Raw genomic sequence first — 23,095 nt, 5'->3', positions numbered from 1 at the left:
GGGAAGGACGTGGTGTGACATGTCGGGGATTCGGCGTCGTGCGGTCGTGGCCGGTGCGGGGATCGGCGGGCTCACAGCAGCCGTGGCCCTGCACCGTCGCGGCTGGCAAGTCACCGTCTGCGAACGGGCGCCCGAGCCGGCCGCCGTGGGCGCCGGGATCGTCCTCGCCCCCAACGCCCTGCGCGCCTTCGACTCCATCGGCTTCGACGTCACCCGCGCCGCAGGAAGCGCCGCACCCGCCGCGCTCGGGCTGCGCCGCCCCGACGGCCGCTGGCTGAAACACGCCGACACCGGCGCCATGACGGCCCGGTACGGATCTCCCCCGCTCGCCGTGCACCGCGAGGCCCTGGTCCAGGCCCTGACCGCCGGGCTCCCCGAGGGCGCGATCCGCTACGGCGCCGCCGTCACCTCCGTTACCTCCGTCACTGCTGTCACCGCTGTCACCGCCGTGAACGGCACCGACGACCCGGCCGAACGTCCGATCGTCCGCACTGCGTCGGGCGAGTTCACCGCCGACCTCGTGATCGCCGCCGACGGGATCCACAGCCCGCTGCGCCGACAGCACTACCCGGCCCACCCCGGCCTTCACTACAGCGGCGAGACCGCCTGGCGCACCGTCCTGCCGGCCGACGGTCCGGCCCCGGCGGCGGCCGCCGAGACCTGGGGCCGCGGCGAGCGCTTCGGCGTCGTCCCGCTCGCCGACGGCCGGGTCTACGTCTACGCGACCGCCGTCGCCCCCGAGGGATACCGCCCCGCCGACCTCCGCGCCGAACTCCTGCGCCGGTACGGCGCCTGGCACGACCCGATCCCGGCGCTGCTCAGGCGGCTCGACCCGGCGGCCGTGCTCCAGCACGACCTCCACGACCTGGCCGCCCCACTCCCCCGTTACCACCAGGGCCGCCTCGTCTGGCTCGGCGACGCCGCCCACGCCATGACCCCCAACCTCGGCCAGGGCGGCTGCCAGGCCATCGAGGACGCCGTCGTCCTCGCCCACCTCCTGGACGGTACCGACGCGGCCGGCATACCGGGCGCCCTGGCCGCCTACAGCGCAGCCCGTTGCGCACGCACCGACGCCCTCCGGGTCCGGTCCCGCCGCGCGGGACGGATCGCCGCCCTCACCCACCCCCTGGCGGTGGTCGCCCGCGACCTCGCCGTCCGCGCCACCCCGGCCCGTACCACGCAGCGGGCGATGGACGACCTCTTCGGCGGCATGGACGAGTTCCCGCGAGCGTTGCCGCTCGTTTCGAGGCCAGCTGACTGACTGACTGACTTACCTGATGGCTTCGATGACGTCGGCGTCGGCCATGGGCCTCGCCTTCGCGGAGGTAGCCCTGGCCGGACCCCGGACGGCCGGAGCGTCGTGGCCTCGGTACCCACCGAGGCCTCCCAGTGAATACCGCGTGTCCGGGTCGACTATTTGGCGGCCCAGCCGCTCAGGTTGTTCTCGTCGGCGCCCGCCGCCTCCTGCAGTGCCTGCGGGGAGCCCAGGATGCTGTTCGGCAGGTAGCCGGACCGGAGGTTCAGCTCCCACCCGTGTACTTGGACCGCAAGGGCAGCCAGGGCCAGCGGGCCGAGCGGCAGCAGAGTCCTGGGGGCGGGGTCGGACCCCAGGCTCTCCCGGTGCTCGGTGAGCCGGGCGGCGAGGGCCTGTTCGAAGGCGTGCTGGTCGTCGTCGAGGAGTACGCGAAGAACGCGCTGGTCCGGTGTCAGAGAGCCGGCCGCGTCCAGGTGACGGGCCGCCTCGGCGCGCTCGCCGGCGTCGGGCCGGCGCAGGGGCACGGTCGGCCAGTCGCGGGGACGGTGTCCGCTCGCCTCGGCCAGGTAGTTGCACAGCGCGTCCATCGCGGCGAGGTCCGCCGGATCCGAGACCGAGGTCAGCTTCGAGTACGGCACGCCGTTGCGGATCGCAGGCGCGTAGTCCTCGCGCAGGAGCAGTCCGGTCACCCGCCGCCATTCCCACACCTGGCCGCTGACCAGACATATCGCGAAGGTCTCCCACCACGTGCGGGCTGTGGGGGCCTGCTCGATGACGCCGTCTCCGAAGGTGTTTTCGCCGCTGGTGAGGTTCTCGTCGATGAGCGGGAGGCGGATCTCCTGGTCGCCGTCGGGGAAGCAGCCGACGCTCAGCGTCGCCAGAGAGCACTCCGCCGCGGTCAGCAACGCCTTGCGCGACGGCTCGTCGAGCGCGGGGTCCGTGGTGATGCGGGCGGCAACGTGGTCGAGGAGTTCCTCGTGCATCCCCCGAAGCCCCTTCAGGGACATGTAGCCGTAACGGAGCTCGTGATAGCGGTAGTACGTGCGGCGGTGGATGTCCTCCCGTGCTTGGACGATCTGCTGCTCGCTGACCGTGTGGCTGATCACTTCGTGCACGGCTGCTGCCCTTCCTCGATCCTTCCGGCTGGCAGTTGATGATGCCAGCTGCCACTGACAGCGCCGCTGCGCGGTGCCGGAGGCCGGGCAGGCGCCGGCATGCCCACGCCCCCGCCCCCTCGGAATCCAGGGCGTCCAGGCGCTTTCGGCCGGGTCCGGGGTGGCGCGAAGCCTGTGCTTGATACGGGAGGGCAAAAACGTCACCGTCCGCTACCGGGCGGAGGACCCCGAGCGGACGGCGACCACTACCGGGATGCACCCCTTGCCTCGCGCGGTAGTTTTCTGGGTTGTACGTGGTGGAGGTCTGCGGCCGCCTACCCCGCCTTGCGCTTGGCGTAGTCGGCGAAGCCCTGCCAGTCGATCACAACGCACGGCTCGTCGCCGACGACCCACGCGTCGTGACCGGGCGGGCAGAGCATGCAGTCGCCGGGGCCGAACTCCTCCTCCTGCCCGTCGTCCATCACGACCTTGATGCGACCCGAGGCGACGTAGGCCAGGTGGGGTGCTTGGCAGCTGTCGGTGCCGGCGATCGGCTTGACGTGCTGGGACCACCGCCAGCCGGGCTCGAATGTCGCCCGGCCCACCGGCCCGGCGCCCAGGTCCACCATCTCCAGCCGCCCCTTGCCCTCCTCGAAGGGGCGCACTTCCTCCGGTGAAGCGAAGCTCTTGCGTACGAGACCGGCCATGCGCCCTCTCCTCGAATAGATCGACTGTCCTGAACATAGGCACGGGCGCAGATGCACGGCGAGCGCTGCGAGCCGGGCGGGTGGTCCGGTGACCGGGAGGGGGCTGATTCCTTCGTTGGGCAGGTGTTCCAGGTGCGGATTGGTGTCCGCCGCACCCCACAGGTGCAGCCCCGCGTCGATCACGTACCAGGGGGAGAGGAGGCGGCGCCTCAGCGCGCTCGAAGCTCCTTGAAGACTCGCCGATTCGCCGGTACGGGTCCCCGGCGTGCCTGCCAGCGGATCGCCCGCGGATCGGTCATGCCGCGTCCCGTGGTTTCCGCCGCCTGCCGACGAGTGTCGATCAGAGGTTGGAGAGCTTCTCGTTCCGCGGCTGAAGGAGCGGAGGTTCAGGTACCCGGGTCACAAATCGGTCCCGGACCGGCAGATGCTGTGTGGGATCTTGTTCGTGCTGCACACCGGCGTCCCGTGGGAACACCTTCCCCAGGAGCTCGGCTTCGGGTCGGGGATGTCGAGGGCGGTCGTCGACTCCAGCCACGTCAGGGCGTTAGAAGGGGGCTCCGGACAGGCCCGCCGCCGGTCGACCGGGGGCGTGCAGGCTCCGAGCACCACCTGATCACAGACGGGCATGGCACCCCGCTCGCCGTCATCCTGACCGGCGGCAACGCCCCGGATTCGGGTGGGGGACTCGGCCCCTGGGACAGCGGCCGCATAACATGACCAGCCGGACGAGAGGAAGATCACCTGTGAGCGCACAGTCCCCGCACGACGGGCCAAAAATGGATACCGCGCTCTACCCGGAGCTCAGCCCCGACGCCGGCGACCCGGGCGCTGGGCTACGACGCTTCGCGGCAGCAGCCGGAATCACCCTGGCGCCCCTGCGTGTCTCGGAATGGTCATCTGCACCTCACGGGCCGGTCACCCTCGTCATCGAGGCAGACCGCGGGATCGTCCATGTCGTCCTGGAACGCGACCGGCGCGAAATCCAGGTCAAACTGACGATGCCCTGGCTGGGAGCAGCCCTTTCCGGGCATGCCGAGACGCTGACGGACGTGGCGCAGGCGCTCGACGACTGGCAGCGTGGCGACGCACTCACCGTGATCGCCGGCCGGCGGGGGTGGCTCGCCGCCTCCCCGCGCGCAGTGGCACACGAGGAGGGGCGCGCAGTCGAGTACGCGTGGGACGTGGCGAGGGCCGCGACCGCAGGCCAGCGGAATGGTCCTCTCGTGGAAGGGGCATACAACACCCCGGAGCTTCGCCAACTCGCCCCGTTCATCACCCACGGTACGCTCACATTCCACCGCTCCCCCCTGCCGCCCTTCTCCCATGACCTCTTCGAGATAGGCCCCGCCGAGAACAACAGCTGGCGGGTCGGTAGCCAACAAACACCACTCGGCACGCACACCGTTGTCACCACCGTCGCCGAAGCGATCGCCCTGGTCGTAGAGGCGCTTCCCTCGGACTGCAATCCGGCCATCCAGGCCAGTGACTCCGAACTCGACTAGCCGACTAAAGGGTCGCTCACTGTGTTAGGCGCTACTGCCTGGTTGAGGGCACGGTAAAAGCGCACGTCAGCGCCGTTCTGACGAAGCTGGGCGAGCGTAACCGGGTGGAGGCGGCCATCGCCGCAGACGAGGCCGCCTTGGTCCCGCCGCACCACGGCTGACCAGCCCTTCGCCGGATCGGAGAACCTTCGTCCAGGCACTGGAACCGGACCGGCTCTCCGCCCGCAGAGGTCACTGCTCGGGCAGCATGCCCAAGACCCGGCCGGCCGCGCTCACTCTTCGCGGGGCAGCGTGCGGAGCCTTGCCGGAGCCGCTCGGCGCCCGCACGCCGCTCCTGTCCGCCCAGGCGGAGCGCAGGGGGCCTGTCACATCGGGAGGGAGAAAAGGCGCACTTGCTCTGAAGGCCAGTACGCGTTGTCACGCAGGGGCGTCACCATGGTCCGCAGCGGCATGGTCACCAGGCGGGCTTCGGGTTGTTCGACGAGTACGTCCTTGTCGAGCGGGTGCCATCCGAGGCGCTGGTACAGCGGCACGAGGGGAGGTCGGCAGAACAGGAGTGCGTGCTCAGGGCCCATCGTGCGGGCGTGGTCAAGTGCCGCTGTGACGACGAGCCGGGCCAGCCCCTGGCCTTGCATGTCGGGTGCGACGGCCACTCCGCCGACGCCGACCACCTCCGTCTCGACGCCGCCGACTGCGACAGGCAGCCGAAGCAGGCCGGCGTGTGCCACAAGCCGGTCGCCGTGTCTGATGCCGAAGTGTTCTTCCTTGGGCAGCCAGGTCAAGCCGGTCGCGGCAACGCCGAAGGGATCATCGCCGTCGCCGAGGATCTCGTCCTGCTCCGCCTTCGTATACCGAGGGAGCCGCACGACGGTCGATGCTGCAGAGGATGGGTTCTCAGACATGCCCACATGATGATCTCTCCTCCGAGGGCAGGCCAAGCGCTTCTCGGCCCATCGCCGAGACGAGAGTGGGCCGTGGTGTGGGGTCCGGCGGCGGGGCGGTCAGTCCTGAGCGGCGTCCAGCAGGTCGTCGAACACGGCGGCCACCGCGAGGTCTTGGTGATGTCCTTGGCCCCGGGGGTCTTCCTGGTAGCGGAAGTCGTTGTTGCGCATCGGATCTGCGCCCAGTTCCGGATCGTCATGGTCCGGCGCCAGCGCGAGCGGCGCGCCGCTGCGCCAGCGACCGACGAACTTTGCGACGAGCGGCCAGGTAAACAACCGTTGCGGCCGAGCACGTCCGGGGCCGGCCCTTTCGGCGGCGCCCCGGATTCGTCCGGGTAGCCGAGGAGGAACTCACCGGGCTGGACGGCGTCCTGACCGGGCAGCGGCTGATCGGCGCTGCCGACCAGGTGCGGGCTGGAGATGCCGTCCCGGAACCCGAAGTGCTCGCGCCCGGTGACCGGGACGCCGACGTCGAGCCGGTAAACCGGGCTCACCCCGGCCAGACGCCCGGCCTCGTCCACCGCTCCCGCAGCCCCTCGGGGGCCCTCGCGGTGATCATCACCCCGAGGCGCACATCGGGGCCGCCCATCGGGGGGGGATCCAGTGACCGGGGTCATCGGTGCCGAGGTCGCCGAGCACCTCCTTACGGGCGGCCGTGCCGGCCCGGAACTCCTCGGAGAAGGAGGCGAGAGAGTCCTCCGGCACGCCCAGCCAGGCCAGCCGCTGGTAGCTGAAGGCGATCTGCCCGGTGGCTACAGTGTCGGGACGGACCGGCCATCGGTACCCGGCCGTCACCAGGGACTCCCGGGATGCCCATCCGTGCCGCCGGGCGGCCATCACGCGGCGGAAGAGGGGTTGGACGGCGGGGGTTACTTCGGCATCCGGGCGTGGCGGTACGGGAGCGGCCTTCATGGCGCCGGCCCGCCGGACCATCGGACCAGCGGCATCTGGAACCGGGGAGAGGGCGAAGGCCGACGTGCAGGCAGCCCTCGCCCCCTTCGAGCGGGGCGGGACCGCGGCCGGTGCCGGACAGGCCCCGGCCGCTCCTTGCAGCCCTCGTTCGAGGGTCAGTTCTTGTACTCGCCCCACGTGACCAGGGCATTGTTGCCGCCGCCGCCCTCAATGACGCTGCGGAAAGTGTTGTCCGTGCCGTTCGTGTCGTAGCCGTTGCTGCCGACGTAGGGGTTGTTCCAGTGGAAGCGGATGGTCCGGTCGTTCCGCCAGCCTTCCTCGCAGTTGGACGTCCGGTAGGTGACGGAACCCTCGGTGCCGGTCATGAACCCGTTGCTCTCCGACTGCCAGGAGACGTCCGACGTGTTGTGGACGGTGACCGGCGGCTCCTGCCCCTGGCTCCAGATGCCATGGTCGAGGCCGTAGCTCTGCCGGTTCAGCTGGCAGCCGGTCCCGTTGTGGAACTTGACCTGGGTGCTCCGGGCGGCGTTGACGCTGACCTCGGCGGCCGAGGCGGTGCCGGCGGCCGAGGCGGTGCCGGCGCCGAGGACGCCGAGCCCGATCGCGGCCAGGGCGGCCGTCGCCATCAGTCTGGGGGCGATGTGACGCATGAGGAACCTCATTCCTTGCGGTTTCGCGGGCCTTTCCCGCGCTGCAGAGGACTCTGAGGCAGCCCGTTCAACAACCGATGGACGGGGTTCGCTCATCCGCCCACTCCGAGCCGCGAGACGGAGCGGTTTCCGGCCCGGCGGCTCCGGCAGCTCGTCAAGCCCTTGGTAGGGCGGGGCTTACGGCAGTGCTTGCCCGTCCCAGGAGGCTTCGAGTTCGTCGAGCAGCCGGTCACTGGGTGGTGGTCCACCCCCAAGAGACGCCCTTCTTATAGTCGTCGGCAGTCGTCGCGTCCATGCTCCACGCCAGTCGGGCAGGCTGCGTCGCCCCCGCCTTCGCGATGTAGATCGAGCACCGAGTGCGCTTCTCACCGACGTCCCAGCCCATGTAGATCTCCCCCGCCGGGCAGCCGCCCTCGACGTAGCCCGTGTGGACGACAGGTCGATCCGCTGCCTTTTCGCCGTTCTCGTCGAGGATCACGGCATGGGCATTGAGGTCGGAATTGACTACGCTCGGCTTCCCTTCCTTCAGCGTGTACGTCACGTACACGAAGTACGGGGTACCGCCCTCCAGATTCCGATCGGCATCGATGTAGTGGCCGTCCTTCAACTGCTTCTGGGTTCCCTTGACGATCTTCGTAGCCGCCACCTGGAACTTCCCGCCCCCGGAATTTTGGGGCTCGTACAGCCCCGGAGCGGACTGCCCCATCGCCAGCGCGGGGCTCCACTCCGCCTTCACGACCGGACTCGCCTCGCCGCTCCCGCTCTTCGCCGCGCTCTCCTGGGGGGCGCCGACTTCCTTACCGCCTTCATTACCGCCGCAGGCGGTGAGCGCGATTCCCAGTGCGGTGGTCAACATCCCGTAGAGGACCTTGTTGGAGCGGCGATGCATGTGTTCTTCCTTCTCACAGAAATACCCGGCCAAGGGGAACAGCCGTCTGAGCGTGTCTAGCCCCTTCTCGGCCGCGTCGTGCGCGTCATGTACATGCTACGTATCCCTGGCGGGCTCATGCGCCATGAGTTCTCCCTCCAGGCGCGCACCCAGGAGCCGAGAGACTTCAGCTTGCACACCTGACTCGGAGAGGTGGCCGGAAAGGAGCCCCCTGCGCCTTGGCGTGCAACTGCTCAGAGGTGATTCGCGTCGGATCATCGACGGGGCAGGGGCTCGACGGGAGGGTGGAGCAGCTGTGGACGTGGGGAGATTCGGGCTCGCGAGGCATGTCGGCGAGCCGGCCGAGCTGGTCACGGCCAAGGAAGGGGCGAGGGCGGTTCCTGGAGGGCCGGCGGACCGGGCGGAGCGGCAGCCGATGGATCTGGGCGCCTACTCCGCCCGGGCGCAGAGCGGCCCCTGTTTCGTGTGCGCCTTCCTGAGCGGGGACCCGGATTTCGCCCACGAAACCGTCTTCGAGGACGATGAGCACGTGGCCTTCCTGGACCGGTGGCCCACGCTGCCGGGCAAGGTTCTCGTGGCGCCGAAGGCACACGTCGAACATGTGGTCCGTGACCTCGATGAAGCCGCCTATCTGAGGCTGATGCGGGTGGTACGGACCGTGGCGCTGGCGGTGGAGCACGTCTTCGCGCCGGAGCGGACGTATCTACTGTCGCTGGGCAGCCGGCAAGGCAACGCGCACCTGCATTGGCACATCGCCGGCCTGCCACCGGGCGTTCCCTACGACCAGCAGCAGTTCCACGCGTTGATGGCCGAGCACGGCATCCTGGCGCACACCCCGGAACAGCGGATCGAGATGGCAGCACGCCTGCGACGGAGGATTACGGAGACGCAGTGACCGCGAGCGACCAGGGCTGCCGGCAGGAGCGAAGCCCTGGCCCCGCTGCACCACATACGGGCTGCCGCACCACCAGGCTTCCGGGGTCACCGGGGTCTCCGAGGACGCCGGCCTCACCGGGCGCGGCTCAGCTCAGGCCGAGCTGGAGTCCTTCACGCTCTGAACGAGGCTCTTGGGGCGCATGTCAGTCCAGTGGGTGTCGACGTACTCGAGTGCCGCCTCGCGAGTGGTCTCCTCAAGGGCGGTCCGCCAGCCCGCCGGAACGTCGGCGAATGAGGGCCACAGCGAGTGCTGTCCTTCGTCGTTGACCAGGACCAGGTATGTGCCGTCCGGGTCCTCGAAGGGATTGCTGCTCATCCGGTCACTCCCTCTCACTCTCAGCGAATGCCATGTCTTCATCATGGTGACGGACCCGTGGCCGACGGAGGCGCCGAACGCCTGCCGGAACGCGCCGCCCGGGCCCGTGCTCCGCACCGTCCCGCTCTGCCGAAGCCGACACCGCAGGCAGGCGGCCCCGGCACCGCTGGCGGCAAGGACGCAGAACAACTGGCCCGCCCCGTCTACGCGATACGTCTCACCGACGCGTTGCACATTCCCACGCCCCGGCGCGCGGTGTCCACCGGTCCTCCCCTCCCCGCGGCGGCAATCGGCGTATGACGACCTCCGGGACGGCGAGCGCCGCGCTCTCCCCTCCGCACGTCGGAAAGGTCTTTCAAGTAAACGTGAGATAGACCATATTGCCGCGCCTTTACTCTCCCATTGCCTGCTGTGTTTCGATGGAGCGGGCCACTTTGATCAACCGCGCACATCCGACGGCAGTCGCCGGCGTCACGTCGGCAAGACCGATAGGGATGCTCATACTCATGCCCGAAGGCTGTCCTGAATCACACCTTTCCGAGGCTCAACTCGGGGTCTGGCTGGCGGAGCGTGCCGGGCACAGCCGTCCCGGCGCCTACCAATGGGCCGAATACCTCGTCCTTGACGGCGATACCGACGTCGGTCTCCTGGCCGCCGCGGTCACCAGGGCAGCTGCCGACTGCGAGGCGGTCAACGTCCGCATCGTCGAAGCGACGGGCTCTTCACCGGTGCAACGGCTCCTCCGCGACCCGGAACACACCGTCGAAGTGGTCGATCTCCGGGGAACGCCCGCCCCCGACGCCGCCGCACTGGAGTGGATGCGGGCCGAGCTGGGCAAAGCCGGGGGCAGCGACGCCGGGCCGTTGTTCCTGGGGGCCGTGCTGCGAGTGGCCGACGACCGCTCCCTGGTGTACCACCGGGTTCACCACATCGCTCTGGACGGGGCGGGAATGGCCCTCTTCGCCGAACGCGTCGCCGAGGTCTACAGCTGTCTGTACGACGGGCGCGCCGTTCCGGAGAGCGGCTGGGCCGGCCTCCGTCCCTTGGTACAGGCCGAGGCCGCCTACCGGGAAGCCGCCGAACGCGCCGCGGACCGGGACTGGTGGCTGGAGCGACTGGCCGGGCGGCCGGACTTCCTGAGCCTCGGCACCCATGCGGTCCCGGCCACGGCCCGCTCGCTGCGGCTGACCAAGGTGCTGACGTCGGAGGAGTTCGCCGGATTGCGGGACGGCGCGCAGCGTCTCGGGCACCGCTGGACCCGGCTGCTCACCGCGACGACGGCGGTCTACCTGCACGCGGTGACCGGCAGCCGTGACGTCGTTCTGAGCCTGCCGGTCGCCGGCCGTCCGGCCGTGCTCGCCCGGACCGTGCCCGCGATGTCGGCCAACGTCCTCCCCCTGCGGTTACACGTCGATCCGGCGGCCCCCCTCGGCGCCCTGCTCGACCGGGTCGCCGACGAGCTGCGGCTGGTACGCCGTCACCAGCGGTACCGGGGCGAGCATCTGCGACGCGAGCTGGGCTACCCCGAGGACGGCCGGAAGTTCTTCGGCCCGGTGCTCAACATCCAGCGTTTCGACCGGCCGTTGCGGTTCGGTCCGGTGACGGCGACCGCCCACAACCTGCAGGCGCCGCCGTCCGAGGACCTCTCGATCGTCGCCTACGACCGTGGCGACGGCGTGCTGCGCCTCGACTTCGACGCCAATCCCGACAACCACAGCGAGGAGTTGCTGCAGGACGTCGCCGACCGCTTCCTGCACGTGCTGCGGCAAGCGACGGAGGCCGACCGGGAGACACCGCCGGCGCGGATGGCGGCGTCCACGGCCGGGGAGCGTCGGCACGCCGCCGCTCTGGGCACGGGTGAGCGGCCGGCGGGCCCGCCCGCCGGCACCGCCGTGGGCCGGTTCACCGCACAGGCGTCCCGCACACCCGAAGCGGTCGCGGTCCACTCGGCCGGGACCGGGGAGCGGCTGACCTACCGCGAGCTGGACGCGCGGAGTTCGGCGCTGGCCGCCGCGCTCGCCGCGGCCGGCGCGGGCCCGGAGCAGACCGTCGCGCTGCTGCTCGAACGATCGGTGGAGCTGGTCGTCGCGGTGCTCGCCGTGGTGAAGGCGGGCGCGGCCTATGTTTGCCTGCAACGGGACGACGCGGTCTCCCGGCAGGAGGCCATGCTGTCCGACGCGGGAGCACGGGTACTGCTCACCGACCGGACCACTGTAGGGGACCGCATCGTCGCATCGGCACGGGAACGTGGTGTGCGGCAGCTGGACGTACGGGCACGGGGAACCGCGGCCGGTGAGCCCCTGGCGACACCGGACACGCCTGCGCCCCTGGCGACACCGGACGCGCTGGCGTGCGTGATGTTCACCTCCGGCTCCACGGGGCGTCCCAAGGGCGTCGCCATCACCCAGGGCAACCTGGCCGCGCTCGCGGCCGACCGGTGGTGGTCCGAGGGCGGCGCGGACCGGGTGCTGCTGCACTCGCCGCACGCCTTCGACGCGTTCAACCTGGAGCTGTGGGTGCCCCTGCTGACCGGCGGCGAGGTGGTCGTCGCCCCGCCGGGGAGGCTGGACCCGGCCGCACTGTCCCGGATCACGGCCGCCACCGGGATCACCGGACTGTGGCTGACCGCCGGGCTGTTCGACGCGTTCGCCACCGAGGACCCCGCCTGTCTGGCCGGGCTGCGCCAGGTCTGGACCGGTGGTGACGTGGTGTCCCCGGTGGCGGTGCGCGCCGTGCGGTCCGCGCTGCCGGAACTCACCGTTGTCAACGGTTACGGGCCCACCGAGACCACGGTGTTCGGAACCAGGTTCGCCATCGGGGGCCTGGCGGAGGACGCCGGCTCGGTGCCCATCGGTACGCCGCTGGACGGCAAGCGGGTGCTGCTGCTCGACGACGCGCTGCGGCCGGTGCCGCCCGGCGTGGTGGGCGAGGTGTACCTCGGGGGCGTGGGGGTCGCGCGCGGCTACGTCGGTCGGGCGGCCGCGACCGCCGAGCGTTTCGTGCCGGACCCGTCGGGTCCGCCCGGCGCCCGCGTCTACCGCACGGGCGATCTGGCCCGTTGGAACCGCGACGGGCGGCTGGAGTTCGCCGGTCGGGCCGACGGACAGATCAAGCTCCGCGGGTACCGGATCGAACCGGGGGAGATCGACGCCGCGTTCCTGGCCGAGCCCGGGGTGCGGCAGGCGGCGACGATCCTGCGCGAGGACCGGCCGGGGGTGCGGCGGCTGGTCTCCTACGTGGCCGCGTCCGGTGACACGGCACGGCTGCTCGGCGGCGTGGCGAACCGGCTGCCCCCGTACATGGTGCCGTCGGCCGTGGTGGCGGTGGACCGGCTGCCACTGACCCGTAACGGCAAGCTCGACCGGCGCGCGCTGCCCGCTCCGGAGTCCGGGAGCACGGACGCCGGGAGCACGGACGTGGCCAGGGCTCCTCGCACCGCCGTCGAGCGGCGGCTGGCCGAGTTGTTCGGCGAGGTCCTCGGCCTGGAGAGCGTCCCGCTCGACAAGGACTTCTTCCAGCTCGGCGGCGACAGCATCAAGGCGATCCAGCTCGCCGGTGCGGCACAGCGGGCCGGTCTGGCCGTCAGCACCCCGGACGTGTTCCGCACGCCCACCGTCTCCGCGCTCGCCGACGGCATCGGAGCGGTGCCGGAGCCGGGGCACCGGATCGCACTGGGCGACGCGGACGACCCCACGGTCCCGCTCACACCCGTCATGCACTGGCTGCGCGAACGCGGCGGACCCGTCGACGGCTTCGTCCAGTCCCTGACCGTGCGCACTCCGGCGGGCATGACCGAAGCACAGGTGCGCGCGGTGGTGCAGGCGCTGGTCGACCACCACGGCATGCTGCGGCTGTCGCTGAGAGCGGTGGACGGGCTGTGGAGCCTGGAAGTGCTGCCGCACGCCACCGTCGAGCTGACCCGGCCGGGCACCATGCCCGACCCGGGGAACGGCCAGGTGGTCCGTGCGAGCTGGCGGGACCCCGGGCCGGCGGAGCCGGGCGAACTGACCCTCACCGTGCACCACCTCGCCGTCGACGGCGTCTCCTGGCGCATCCTCCAGGAAGACCTCCGCACCGCGTGGGAGGCCGTACGGCACGGGCGCACACCGCAGCTGCAACCGACGGGAACCTCCTTCCCCCAGTGGGCGAAGGCACTGGTCCAGTACGCGCACCACCCGTCCGTCCTCGGGGACTTCTCCCGCTGGCCGGCGGTACCCGAGGAACCCCCCGTCGCCGGCCGTGCGCTGGACGGGGCAGTGGACACCGAGGACACCCGCCGCCGGCACTCGGTCACCCTGCCGGGCGCGCTCACCGCGCGTCTGGTGAGCGACGCGACCGCGGCCTTCGACTGCTCGGTGCACGAACTGCTGCTGACCGCGTTCGCGCTGGCCGCCGCCGACTGGCGGGAGGGACCGGACGCGCTGCTGGTGGACCTCGAAGGCCACGGGCGCGAGGAGTTCGCCGCCAACCTGGACCTGTCCCGCACGGTCGGCTGGTTCACCACCCTGTGCCCCGTGGTGCTCGATCCCGGCTGCTCCTGGGCGGACGCCCGCACCGATCCGGCCGCGCTGGACGGCGCGGTGGCCATGGTGCGGTCCTGCGTACGGGACGCCGCGCGCGCCGGCCTGACCTACGGCCTGCTGCGGCACGGCAACCCGCAGACCGCTCCGGCGCTGGCCGCCCGGCCCTCGCCGCAGTTCGCGTTCAACTACCTGGGCCGGTTCGACGTAGGCGGCGCCGGCGACTGGGCGGTGCCGGCCGGCTCCTCGGTGCTCGGCCCCGCCACCGGCGGCAAGCTGGCGATGGCCCACACCGTGGAACTCGACACCGTGATCACCGACCGCCCGGACGGGCCCCGGCTCGTGGCGCACTGGTCCTGGCCGGGCGAACTGCTCACCGAAGAGCGGATCTCCGGGCTCGCACGCCGGTGGTTCGACGTGCTGGAGGCCCTGACGCGGCGGGGCCGGGCCCGGGCGACGGGCGAGCTGCCCCTGCCGCCGCTGGCGCAGGGTCTGCTGTTCCACTCGCTCTACGACCACGACGGCGCCGACCCGTACCTCGTCCAGTTCGTCTTCGAGCTCGGCGGAGCGCTGGACCCCGCCGCGCTGCGCGACGCGCTCCACCGCCTGCTGCTGCGCCATCCCCAGCTCTCCGCCGGCGTGCGGCACGGCCCGTCGGGGCGTCCGGTCCAGGTGGTCGTCCCGGACTTCACCGTGGAATGGCAGGAGATACCCGCGCACGAGGACCTGGAGCGTTTCCTCGACGCCGACCGCAGGAGACGGTTCGACCTCGCCAGCCCCCCGCTGGTCCGGGCGGCCCTGCTGCACCACGCCGGCGCGCGGCACACCTTCGTCCTGACCACGCACCACCTCCTGCTGGACGGCTGGTCTATGCCGATCCTGATCAAGGAGTTGTTCTCCCTCTACGCCGGTCACGCGCTCCCGCCCGCGACGCCGTACCGCGACTTCCTCGACTGGCTGTCGACGAGGGACTCCCGCGCGGACGAGGCCGCCTGGCGCGCGCTGCTGTCCTCCGTGGACGGCCCGACGCTGGTCGGCACCGCGGGACGGCGCGGTTCGGCCGCGGCCCGCCACCGGCTGACGGCGGAGCTGGACGACATCACGAGCGCAGGGATCGACGCCGTGGCACGGCAGCACGGGCTGACCGCCAACGTCGTCGTCCAGCTGGCGTGGGCCGTCCTGCTCGGCGCCATGACCGGCCGCGACGACGTGGTGTTCGGTGCGACGGTCTCCGGCAGACCGGCGGAACTGCCCGGTGCGGAAGGCATCATCGGCCTCCTGATCAACACGGTGCCGGTGCGGGTCCGCCTCGATCCACGCCGCTCGGTCGCCGAGTCCCTCGCCGAGCTGCGCGCCCAGCAGCTGTCCACGCTGGACCACCAGCACGCCGACCTGACGCGGCTGCAGTCGATCGCCGGGCACGCCGAACTCTTCGACACCGTCGTGGTCTTCGAGAACTACCCGATCGGCGAGGACGCACTGCGCGATCTCGTGCCCGGCCTCGACATCCGGGACGTCCAGGGCCGGGACGGCACGCACTACCCCCTGACGCTGATCGCCATGCCGGGCCGCGGCCGCCTGCGGCTCCGCCTCGACCACAGCGCCGACCTGTTCGACGAGGAGGGAGCCCGCCGCCTGCTCGACCGCCTCGGCGTGCTGCTCCAACGGATCACCGCGCATCCGCAGGCGCGGCTGGGGCAGCTCGATCTGCTGCTCCCGGACGAACGCGAGGAGCCCGCGGACACCGGGGTGCGGACGGCGGCGGACGCCCTGCCCGTACTGTTCGAGGAGCAGGTGCGCCGCCGGCCGGCGGCCCCCGCCCTCACTTGCGGGGATGCCACCCTGTCGTACGGGGAGCTCAACGCCCGGGCGAACCGTCTCGCGCGGCTCCTCGTCGCGCACGGGGCCGGACCGGAACGCCTGGTGGCCCTGGTGCTCGGACGTTCCCCGGACCTCGTGGTCGCGGTGCTGGCCGTGCTGAAGTCGGGAGCCGGCTACCTGCCCCTGGATCCGGCGCTCCCGCCGGAGCGGGTGCGGCAGGTGCTGGCCGACGCCGCTCCCGTGCTCGTGGTGACCTCCGGGCCGCTCGCGGTGCCGGACGCGCAGATCGTGCTCGACGGCACCGATCCGGCCGCCCGCTACCCGTCGGACGACCTCGGCCGGGCCGTGGACCCCGACGGCGTCGCCTACGCGATCTACACCTCGGGCTCCACCGGAGCGCCCAAGGGCGTCGTGGTGTCGCACCGCAACGTCGGGCGGCTGCTCGCGGTGACCGACGCCCGGTTCGGCTTCGGTGACAACGACGTGCACACGCTGTTCCACTCCTACGCCTTCGACGTCTCGGTGTGGGAGATGTGGACGGCGCTCGGTCGCGGCGGCCGCCTGGTGGTGGTGCCGGACGACGTCGCCAAGTCGCCGCGGGAGCTCCTGGCGCTGCTCGCCCGGGAGCGGGTCACCGCGCTGAGCCAGACCCCGTCGGCGTTCTACCAGCTCGCGCAGGCCGAAGCGGAAGCGGAGCCGGGCGCCCTGCCCGCGCTGCGGGTCGTCGTGTTCGCCGGTGAGGCGCTGGAACCCACGCGTATCCGCTCCTGGCACGGCCCCGGCAGGCCGAGGCTCGTCAACATGTACGGGATCACCGAGACCACCGTGCATGCGACCTACGCCGAGCTGACCGACCCCGGCGAGACCGCCGGGGTCATCGGCACCGCGCTGCCCGACCTGCGGCTGCATCTGCTGGACCACGCGCTGCGGCCGGTCCCGCCCGGCTGCCCCGGTGAGATCTACGTGTCCGGTCCCGGCGTGGCGCGAGGGTACCTGGGACGCCCCGGGCTCACCGCGAGCCGTTTCGTCGCCGACCCCTTCGGCGCGCCCGGCACCCGCATGTACCGCTCCGGGGACCTCGCGCGGCGCCGGGCCGACGGCACGCTGGAGTACCTGGGCCGGACGGACCACCAGGTGAAGATCCGCGGATACCGGATCGAGCCCGGGGAGGTCGAGCGCGTCCTCGAACAACACCCCGCGGTGGAACGCGCCGTGGTGCTGGCGGACACGGATGCCGACGGCGGCCGGCTGCTCTGCTACGCCGTCACGAAGGGAGAGCCGGCACCCGCCGAGCTGCGCGAGTACGCCCGCACGGTCCTGCCCGCGCACATGGTGCCCGCGTTCATCCTGCCGGTCGACGAGATCCCGCTGACCGGCAACGGCAAGCTGGACCGCAGAGCCCTGCCGCGACCGGAGTCCGCGGTGCGGGCGAGCCGCCCGCCGGCGAACGAGCGGGAACGGCTCCTGTGCGCGCTGTTCGCCGAAACCCTCGGGGTCCCCGAGGTCGGCGCGGAGGACAGCTTCTTCGATCTGGGCGGGCATTCGCTGCTGGCCACCCGCCTGATCAACCGGGTGCGGGCGGAAACCGGCTCCGAGCTGAGCATCCGCACCCTCTTCGACGCCCCGGTCGTCGCCGACCTGGCGCGGCGCCTGCCGGAGCCGGCGGGCACCCCGCCTGCCGGGTTCGCCGCAGCCGCGCGGCCGGAGCGGATCCCGCTCTCGCCCGCGCAGCGCCGGCTGTGGTTCTTCAGCCGGTTCGCCGGCCCCAACTCGGTCTACAACATGTCCTTCGCGACCCGGCTGAGCGGCCCCCTGGCGGCCGGGCACCTGCGCGCGGCCCTCGGCGACGTGCTCGTCCGCCACGAGAGCCTGCGCACCACCATCACCGAGACCGACGGCGAGCCGCACCAGCACATCGGCGGCGCGGAGGCGCTGCCGTTCGCGACGGTGACCACCTCGGAGGCCGAGCTGCCCGGCCTGCTCGCCGAAGCGGCGGCGCACGTCTTCGACCTCGGCAGCGAACTCCCCGTCCGGGCCGTGCTCTTCGAGACCGCACCCGAGCAGCACGTGCTGCTGGTCCTCCTGCACCACATCGCCGCCGACGGCTGGTCCCTGGCTCCCCTGGCCCGCGACCTGTCGACCGCGTACCGGGCACGCGCCGCGGGCGGGGCCCCGCAGTGGGCCGGCCGCCCCGTGCAGTACGCGGACTACGCCCTCCGGCAGCACGGCACCGACCTCAGCGCCGGGATCGCCTACTGGACGGAGACGCTGCGCGGCGCCCCCGAGGCGCTCCCGCTGCCGTTCGACCACGCCAGGCCCCAGGTGTCCGCGCACCGCGGGGAGACCGTCGGCTTCACCCTGGACGCCGGCCTGCACGCGCAGCTGGACCGGCTCGCTCGGTCCACCGGCACCAGCTTGTTCATGGTGATGCACGCTGCGATCGCCGTGCTGCTGTCACGGCTCGGCGCCGGTGCGGACATCCCCATCGGCACACCGGTGGCCGGGCGGCACGACGAGGCGCTGCACGAGACCGTCGGCTGCTTCGTCAACACGGTGGTGCTGCGCACCGACCTCAGCGGAACGCCGACGTTCACCGAACTGCTGAAGCGGGTCCGGACCACCGATCTCGACGCCTTTGCCCATCAGGAAGTGCCGTTCGAGGCGGTGGTCGAGGCGGTCAACCCGCCGCGCTCGCTGTCCGCACATCCCGTCTTCCAGGTGATGCTGGCCTTCCAGGACACGCCGCCCGTCGAGTTCGACCTGCCGGGGCTGCGCGCCGAGCCGGTCGCCGCGCCCGGCGGCGCCTCCCGCATGGACCTGCTGTGGAGCCTGCGCCCGCACCACGGCGACCACGGTGCGGCAGCCGGCGTCGAAGGCGAGCTGGAGTACGACACCGAACTGTTCACCCCCGCCTCCGCCCGTCTGCTCCTCGCACGGCTGGAACGGCTGCTGCGGGCGGCGGTCGCCGAGCCGGACCGCCCGGTCGCCGACCTCCCGGTCCTCGTCGCCGGCGAGCGGGAGCAGATCACCGTCCGCTGGAACGCCACCGCCCGCGATGTGCCTTCGACCACCGTGGCCGAACTGTTCGCGGCACAGGCGCGCCGCGCTCCCGACGCGCCGGCCGTACGGCACGGGGAGAGCGTGCGCACCTACCGGGAGCTGTCCGAGCGGGTGGCTCTGATCGCGGCGGAGCTGAGCGCCCGCGGAGCCGGCCCGGGCAGTCTGATCGCACTGGAGCTCAGGCGTGACCCCGGCCTGCCCGCCGCGCTGCTCGCGGTCCAGTCGGTCGGTGCCGCCTGGCTGCCCGTCGACCCCGGGCTGCCGCCGCAGCGGAAGGCGGCGCTGCTGGCGGACGCCCGCCCCTTGCTGGTGGTGGGCAACGCGGTGGATGACGACGGGGTCGACGACGGGCTCACCGTCACCACCGGTGCCCGGGAACCGGCGGTCGTGCCGCGGAACACGGCGTACGTGACGTACACCTCGGGCTCCACCGGGCGGCCGAAGGGCGTCGTCGTGCCCCACAGCGCGCTGACCAACCTGGTACTCGCGCTGCGCGAGCAGCTGGCGGTCGGTGCGGCCGACCGGATCCTGGCCGCCGCGCCCGCGGGCTTCGACATGTCCCAGCCCGAGCTGTGGCTGCCCCTGGTCACCGGCGCCACGATGGTGCTCGCCGGCCAGGGAGCGCTCCGCGAGCCCGACGAGCTGTCCGCGCTGCTCGACCGGCACAGGGTCACCGTGATGCAGGCGACCCCTTCGCTGTGGCAGGCCCTCGTGGCCCGGCGGCCGGAGAGGCTGCGCCACATCCGCGCGGTCATCGGCGGCGAAGCCGTACCCGCGGAACTGGCCGCGACGCTGTCCGGCCGCACGGCGTCGCTGCTGGCCTGTTACGGCCCGACGGAGACGACCGTCTGGTCCACCACGCACCCGGTCGGCCGCGCGGCGGGCGCCACGGTGCCGCTCGGGCGTCCCCTGTGGAACACCCGGTGCTACGTCCTCGACGCCCGGTTGCAGCCGGTGCCGCCGGGCGTGACCGGCGAGCTCTACCTGGCCGGCGCCGGTGTGGCGACGGGGTACCTGCACCGGCCTGCGCTGACAGCGACCCGATTCGTCCCGGACCCCTTCGGGCCGCAGGGGCACCGGATGTACCGCACCGGCGATCTCGCGTCATGGACCTCCGACGGTGTCCTGCGCTTCCACGGCCGGACCGACGATCAGGTGAAGATCCGCGGCCATCGCGTCGAACTCGGCGAGATCGAGGCCGTGCTTACCCGCCACGACGACGTCGACGCCGCCGCGGTGGCCGTACACGACCGGAAGGCCGACGACCGCCGCCTGGTCGGCTACGTCGTCCCCGCCGGCGCCGACCTGCGCTCCGTCGGCGCGCACCTGGCCGCGCACCTGCCGGACTACATGCTGCCCGCCCGCCTGCTCGGGCTGGACGAGCTCCCCCTCAGCCCCAACGGGAAGCTGCTGCGCGACCGGCTGCCCGAACCGGACTGGGCCCCCGCAGGAGACCCGGCGCCTCCGGAGAACCTGAACGAGCACTTCATGTGCGGACTCTTCGCCGACGTGCTGGACCTGCCCCGGGTCGGTCCCGGCGACAACTTCTTCGAACTGGGCGGGCACTCGCTGCTGGCTGCGCGGCTGACCGACCGGGTACGGGCCGTGCTCGGGCTGGAAGCGACGATCCGGAACGTCTTCGAGGCGGCCACCCCCGCCGCGTTGACCCGTCTCCTGAACCGGGCGTCGCCGGATGGGGGTACCGCCCTGCTCGAGCGAAGCCGAGAGCTCGGGGGAGGGGCCACGCACCTCGTGCCGTTCCGCACGGGCGGGCCGGCGGCGCCGGTGTTCTGCGCGCCCCCGCTCAGCGGGATCAGCTGGCTGTACGCGGGGCTGCTGCGGCACATCGACCGGGACCACCCGGTGTACGGCATCCAGGCCGAGGGACCCGGCGGGGTCAGCGATCTGCCCGGCAGCGTCGAAGCGATGGCCGAGCGCTATGTGGACCTGATGCGTTCGGTCCGCCCCCGCGGCCCGTACCACCTCGTCGGCTGGTCCTTCGGCGGGCTGGTGGCCTACGCGATGGCGGTCCGGCTGCACGAGCTGGGCGAGCCGGCCGGCGCGTTGTGTCTGGTGGACACGGCCGCCGATGCCACGGCCGCACCGGAAGAGCCCATCAACGACCAGCGCGTCCACCGGGTGCTGCTGACCGCCGCCGGCCTGGACGACGCACGCTGGGCCGCGACCGGCCTCGACTTCGCCACCGTCTCGGCCCTGCTGCGCCGGGAAGGAAGCGTGTTCGCCCGGTTCACCGAGGACGACATCCGCCGTGTCATCGCGGTGTCGCGTCACCACGACAAGCTCGCCCGCGCCTACCGGCCCCCGCACTACCCCGGTGACGCGACCTACATCGAGGCGACGGGGGACGGGCCGCGTCCCGTCCCGAATCACGAACTGTGGCGGCCTCGTGTCGGCGGCGACCTGACCGTCGGGTACGTCTCTGCGCGCCACTACCGGGCGATGCAGCCGCAGCACGTGCACGAAGTCGGGATCCAGCTCCGTGACCTGCTGAGGAGGCAGCGTTGACCCGCACCGATTCCGGCGCCCCCACCGATTCCTGCGCCCGCTCCGCTTCCGGTGCCCTCGCCGGACTGCCCGCGGGCGCACGGGTGGTGATCCGGCTGCCCAACGGCCGCGAACTGGCGGACGTGCTGCTCGCCTGCTTCGACCTGCGCCTCGTCGCGGTCCCCCTGCACCCCCGCACCACCGACCGGGCCGTCGCGGGCATCGCCGAACGCGTCTCCGCGGCGGCCCTGGTGGACCTCCGCGGGCTGCACCGCACCGGCCTGCCCGACGTCCGCACGGCCCCGGACGACCTGGCCTTCATCATGTTCACCTCCGGCTCCACCGGCCCGCAGAAGGGGGTCATGCTCAGCCGGCGAGCCGTCCTGGGCAACGCCGCCAAAACCGCGGCCCTGCACGGGCTGACACCGGAACGCCCCCACGGGACCTGCCTGCCGCTGTACCACTGCAACGCACTGATCATGTCGCTGCTCGGCACGCACCTCACCGGCGCGCCGCTGACCCTGCAGGCCGCCTCCGACCCGGCCGTCCTCGATCCGGCCGTCTTCGATCCGGCCGGCTACTTCGCGGCGCTGGACGCCGCCGGGGCCCGAACCGCCTCGATCGTGCCCGCCCTGCTGGCGGACCTGCTGGAGGCCGGTCCCGACTGGCCGGACGGCCTGGAGTACCTGATCACCGCGGCCGCCCCGCTGACCAGCGACCTCGCCCGCCGGTTCCACCGCCGCTACGGCCCGCGCCTGCGGCAGGGCTACGGCCTGACCGAGGCGGTCAACTTCAGCTTCACCATGCCCCGGCTCGACGACGCCGACTTCCGCGACCAGTACCTGGAGCACACGCCCCCGGTCGGGGTACCGCTACCGGAGACCGAGCTGCGGCTGGAATCCGGTGAAGTGTGGATCAGAACGCCGGACCTGATGACCGGTTACTGGCAGGACAGCCGCACCACGGCGGCCGCGATCACCGACGACGGCTGGCTGCGCACCGGCGACCTGGCCGAACTGCGGGACGGCCTGCTGGTCCTCCGGGGCCGCGCCGGGGAGCGGATCAACCGGGGCGGGGAGAAGCACTACCCGCTCGACATCGAGCACGGCTGGCGCGAGGCCGGGCTGTCCGGCCGGTTCGCAGCCGTCGCGGTGGACGAACCCACGCTCGGCCAGGACATCGGACTGGTCGTCACGGAGCAGCCGGTCTCCGCCGTACGCGAACTGTACGAACGGGCGCCGCTGCGGCCGGCGGCGATCCAGTTCGGCGGGTTCCTGGCGACCCCCACCGGCAAACCCCGGCGCACCGCGATGAGCCGGGGCCTCGCCGTACGCCGCCTGGCTCCCGCACGGTACGAACGGCTGCTGCGCCACGCCGCGGCCACCGCGCACGACCTGCTGCACACAGGGGCCGAGCACCCCGGCCTGCGCTCGCTGGCCGCGTGGGCCTCCCCCGGGGACCGCGCCCCGCGGGCGAGCGGCGAAGTCGTCTTCGGCGCCCTCGACTTCATGCGGGAGCACTGGCATGACGAGGGCGACGAGGGCGACGAGGACGGCGGGGAACTGTCCCGGGCCAAGGCCCGCTGGCACAGGACACTCCTCGCCGAGTGGCCCCTGGCAGCGCACGCGGAACTGACCGCGGACGTGGCGGCCCGCCACGGATTCGAGGGACCGCCCGTGCCGCTGGGCACCGAGGCCCGCTTCGGGGACGGCTCGCTGCTCGTACTCCCGCACGGGCCCGCGGCCGGCGGCCCGGTGTGGCCCCTGGGCCCCCTGCTGTCCTTCCTGAACGGTTCCGCCGGGGACGGCGGGACAGACCGCTGGACGTGGCTCGCCCGGCTGCGCGACCGCGGATTCCCGGCCACGGGCTGCTCGGTCCTGCGCGCCGGGCGACACGACCTGGGCGGCGTGCTGTGGGCACGACAGCCGGATTCCGGACCGAACGAGCGCGCTGGAGCGACTGGATGACACACCGCACCGAAACAACC

Annotated in this window: 13 protein-coding genes and 2 pseudogenes; 7 read left to right on the top strand and 8 right to left on the bottom strand. The window is 72.3% G+C overall.

The window, feature by feature from the left end; translation table 11 throughout:
• The first annotated feature begins 19 nt into the window (after nucleotides 1-19).
• Nucleotides 20-1,261, top strand: coding sequence for an FAD-dependent monooxygenase (locus V7793_RS03640; RefSeq protein WP_335581420.1), 1,242 nt, complete (start codon nucleotides 20-22; stop codon nucleotides 1,259-1,261).
• A 152-nt stretch (nucleotides 1,262-1,413) separates the two neighbouring features.
• Here V7793_RS03640 and V7793_RS03635 read toward each other — a convergent pair whose 3' ends face one another.
• Both V7793_RS03635 and V7793_RS03630 read right to left on the bottom strand, forming a co-directional pair.
• Entirely contained in the window at nucleotides 1,414-2,370 is a 957-nt protein-coding gene (locus V7793_RS03635; RefSeq protein WP_335581418.1) for an immunity 49 family protein, read from the bottom strand.
• 314 nt (nucleotides 2,371-2,684) lie between these two features.
• A complete protein-coding gene (locus V7793_RS03630; protein WP_335581417.1) occupies nucleotides 2,685-3,056 on the bottom strand; it encodes a cupin domain-containing protein in 372 nt (123 codons plus the stop codon).
• Between the two features lie 370 nt (nucleotides 3,057-3,426).
• Between V7793_RS03630 and V7793_RS03625 the strand changes: the two are divergent.
• From V7793_RS03625 to V7793_RS03615, 3 genes and pseudogenes are all read left to right on the top strand, one after another.
• Nucleotides 3,427-3,731, top strand: a pseudogene (locus tag V7793_RS03625) (transposase); the annotation flags it as partial.
• A 68-nt stretch (nucleotides 3,732-3,799) separates the two neighbouring features.
• Nucleotides 3,800-4,558, top strand: coding sequence for a DUF6193 family natural product biosynthesis protein (locus V7793_RS03620; protein WP_335581416.1), 759 nt, complete (start codon nucleotides 3,800-3,802; stop codon nucleotides 4,556-4,558).
• A gap of 29 nt (nucleotides 4,559-4,587) precedes the next feature.
• A pseudogene (locus V7793_RS03615) lies at nucleotides 4,588-4,719 on the top strand (LuxR C-terminal-related transcriptional regulator); the annotation flags it as partial.
• 204 nt (nucleotides 4,720-4,923) lie between these two features.
• On the opposite strand, the gene V7793_RS03610 reads toward V7793_RS03615, so the two are convergent.
• From V7793_RS03610 to V7793_RS03590, 5 genes are all read right to left on the bottom strand, one after another.
• Nucleotides 4,924-5,460 (bottom strand): GNAT family N-acetyltransferase, encoded by a 537-nt coding sequence (locus tag V7793_RS03610; RefSeq protein ID WP_335581419.1) that lies wholly within the window; start codon nucleotides 5,458-5,460, stop codon nucleotides 4,924-4,926.
• A 99-nt stretch (nucleotides 5,461-5,559) separates the two neighbouring features.
• Nucleotides 5,560-5,775, bottom strand: coding sequence for a hypothetical protein (locus V7793_RS03605; protein WP_335581415.1), 216 nt, complete (start codon nucleotides 5,773-5,775; stop codon nucleotides 5,560-5,562).
• A gap of 282 nt (nucleotides 5,776-6,057) precedes the next feature.
• A complete protein-coding gene (locus V7793_RS03600; RefSeq protein WP_335581414.1) occupies nucleotides 6,058-6,294 on the bottom strand; it encodes a hypothetical protein in 237 nt (78 codons plus the stop codon).
• Between the two features lie 272 nt (nucleotides 6,295-6,566).
• Nucleotides 6,567-7,061, bottom strand: coding sequence for a hypothetical protein (locus V7793_RS03595; RefSeq protein ID WP_335581413.1), 495 nt, complete (start codon nucleotides 7,059-7,061; stop codon nucleotides 6,567-6,569).
• A gap of 229 nt (nucleotides 7,062-7,290) precedes the next feature.
• Nucleotides 7,291-7,950, bottom strand: coding sequence for a hypothetical protein (locus V7793_RS03590; RefSeq protein ID WP_335581412.1), 660 nt, complete (start codon nucleotides 7,948-7,950; stop codon nucleotides 7,291-7,293).
• A gap of 415 nt (nucleotides 7,951-8,365) precedes the next feature.
• Between V7793_RS03590 and V7793_RS03585 the strand changes: the two genes are divergently transcribed.
• Nucleotides 8,366-8,845: an HIT family protein gene (locus V7793_RS03585; RefSeq protein WP_335581411.1), complete on the top strand. Its 480-nt coding sequence runs from the start codon at nucleotides 8,366-8,368 to the stop codon at nucleotides 8,843-8,845.
• A 132-nt stretch (nucleotides 8,846-8,977) separates the two neighbouring features.
• Here V7793_RS03585 and V7793_RS03580 read toward each other — a convergent pair whose 3' ends face one another.
• On the bottom strand, nucleotides 8,978-9,202 hold the full coding sequence (locus V7793_RS03580) for an MbtH family protein (RefSeq protein WP_335581410.1): 225 nt from the start codon (nucleotides 9,200-9,202) through the stop codon (nucleotides 8,978-8,980).
• 506 nt (nucleotides 9,203-9,708) lie between these two features.
• On the opposite strand from V7793_RS03580, the gene V7793_RS03575 reads away from it, so the two are divergent.
• Together V7793_RS03575 and V7793_RS03570 are read left to right on the top strand one after the other, a co-directional pair.
• On the top strand, nucleotides 9,709-21,129 hold the full coding sequence (locus tag V7793_RS03575; protein ID WP_335581409.1) for an amino acid adenylation domain-containing protein: 11,421 nt from the start codon (nucleotides 9,709-9,711) through the stop codon (nucleotides 21,127-21,129).
• Complete coding sequence (locus tag V7793_RS03570; protein ID WP_335581408.1) at nucleotides 21,126-23,075, top strand: class I adenylate-forming enzyme family protein; 1,950 nt, start codon at nucleotides 21,126-21,128, stop codon at nucleotides 23,073-23,075. Before V7793_RS03575 ends, V7793_RS03570 begins: the two co-directional genes overlap by 4 nt.
• The last annotated feature ends 20 nt before the right edge of the window (nucleotides 23,076-23,095 follow it).

Source organism: Streptomyces sp. KLMMK, assembly GCF_036961605.1.
GTDB lineage: Bacteria > Actinomycetota > Actinomycetes > Streptomycetales > Streptomycetaceae > Streptomyces > Streptomyces telluris.
This window is presented reverse-complemented; position numbering and strand designations above follow the sequence as displayed.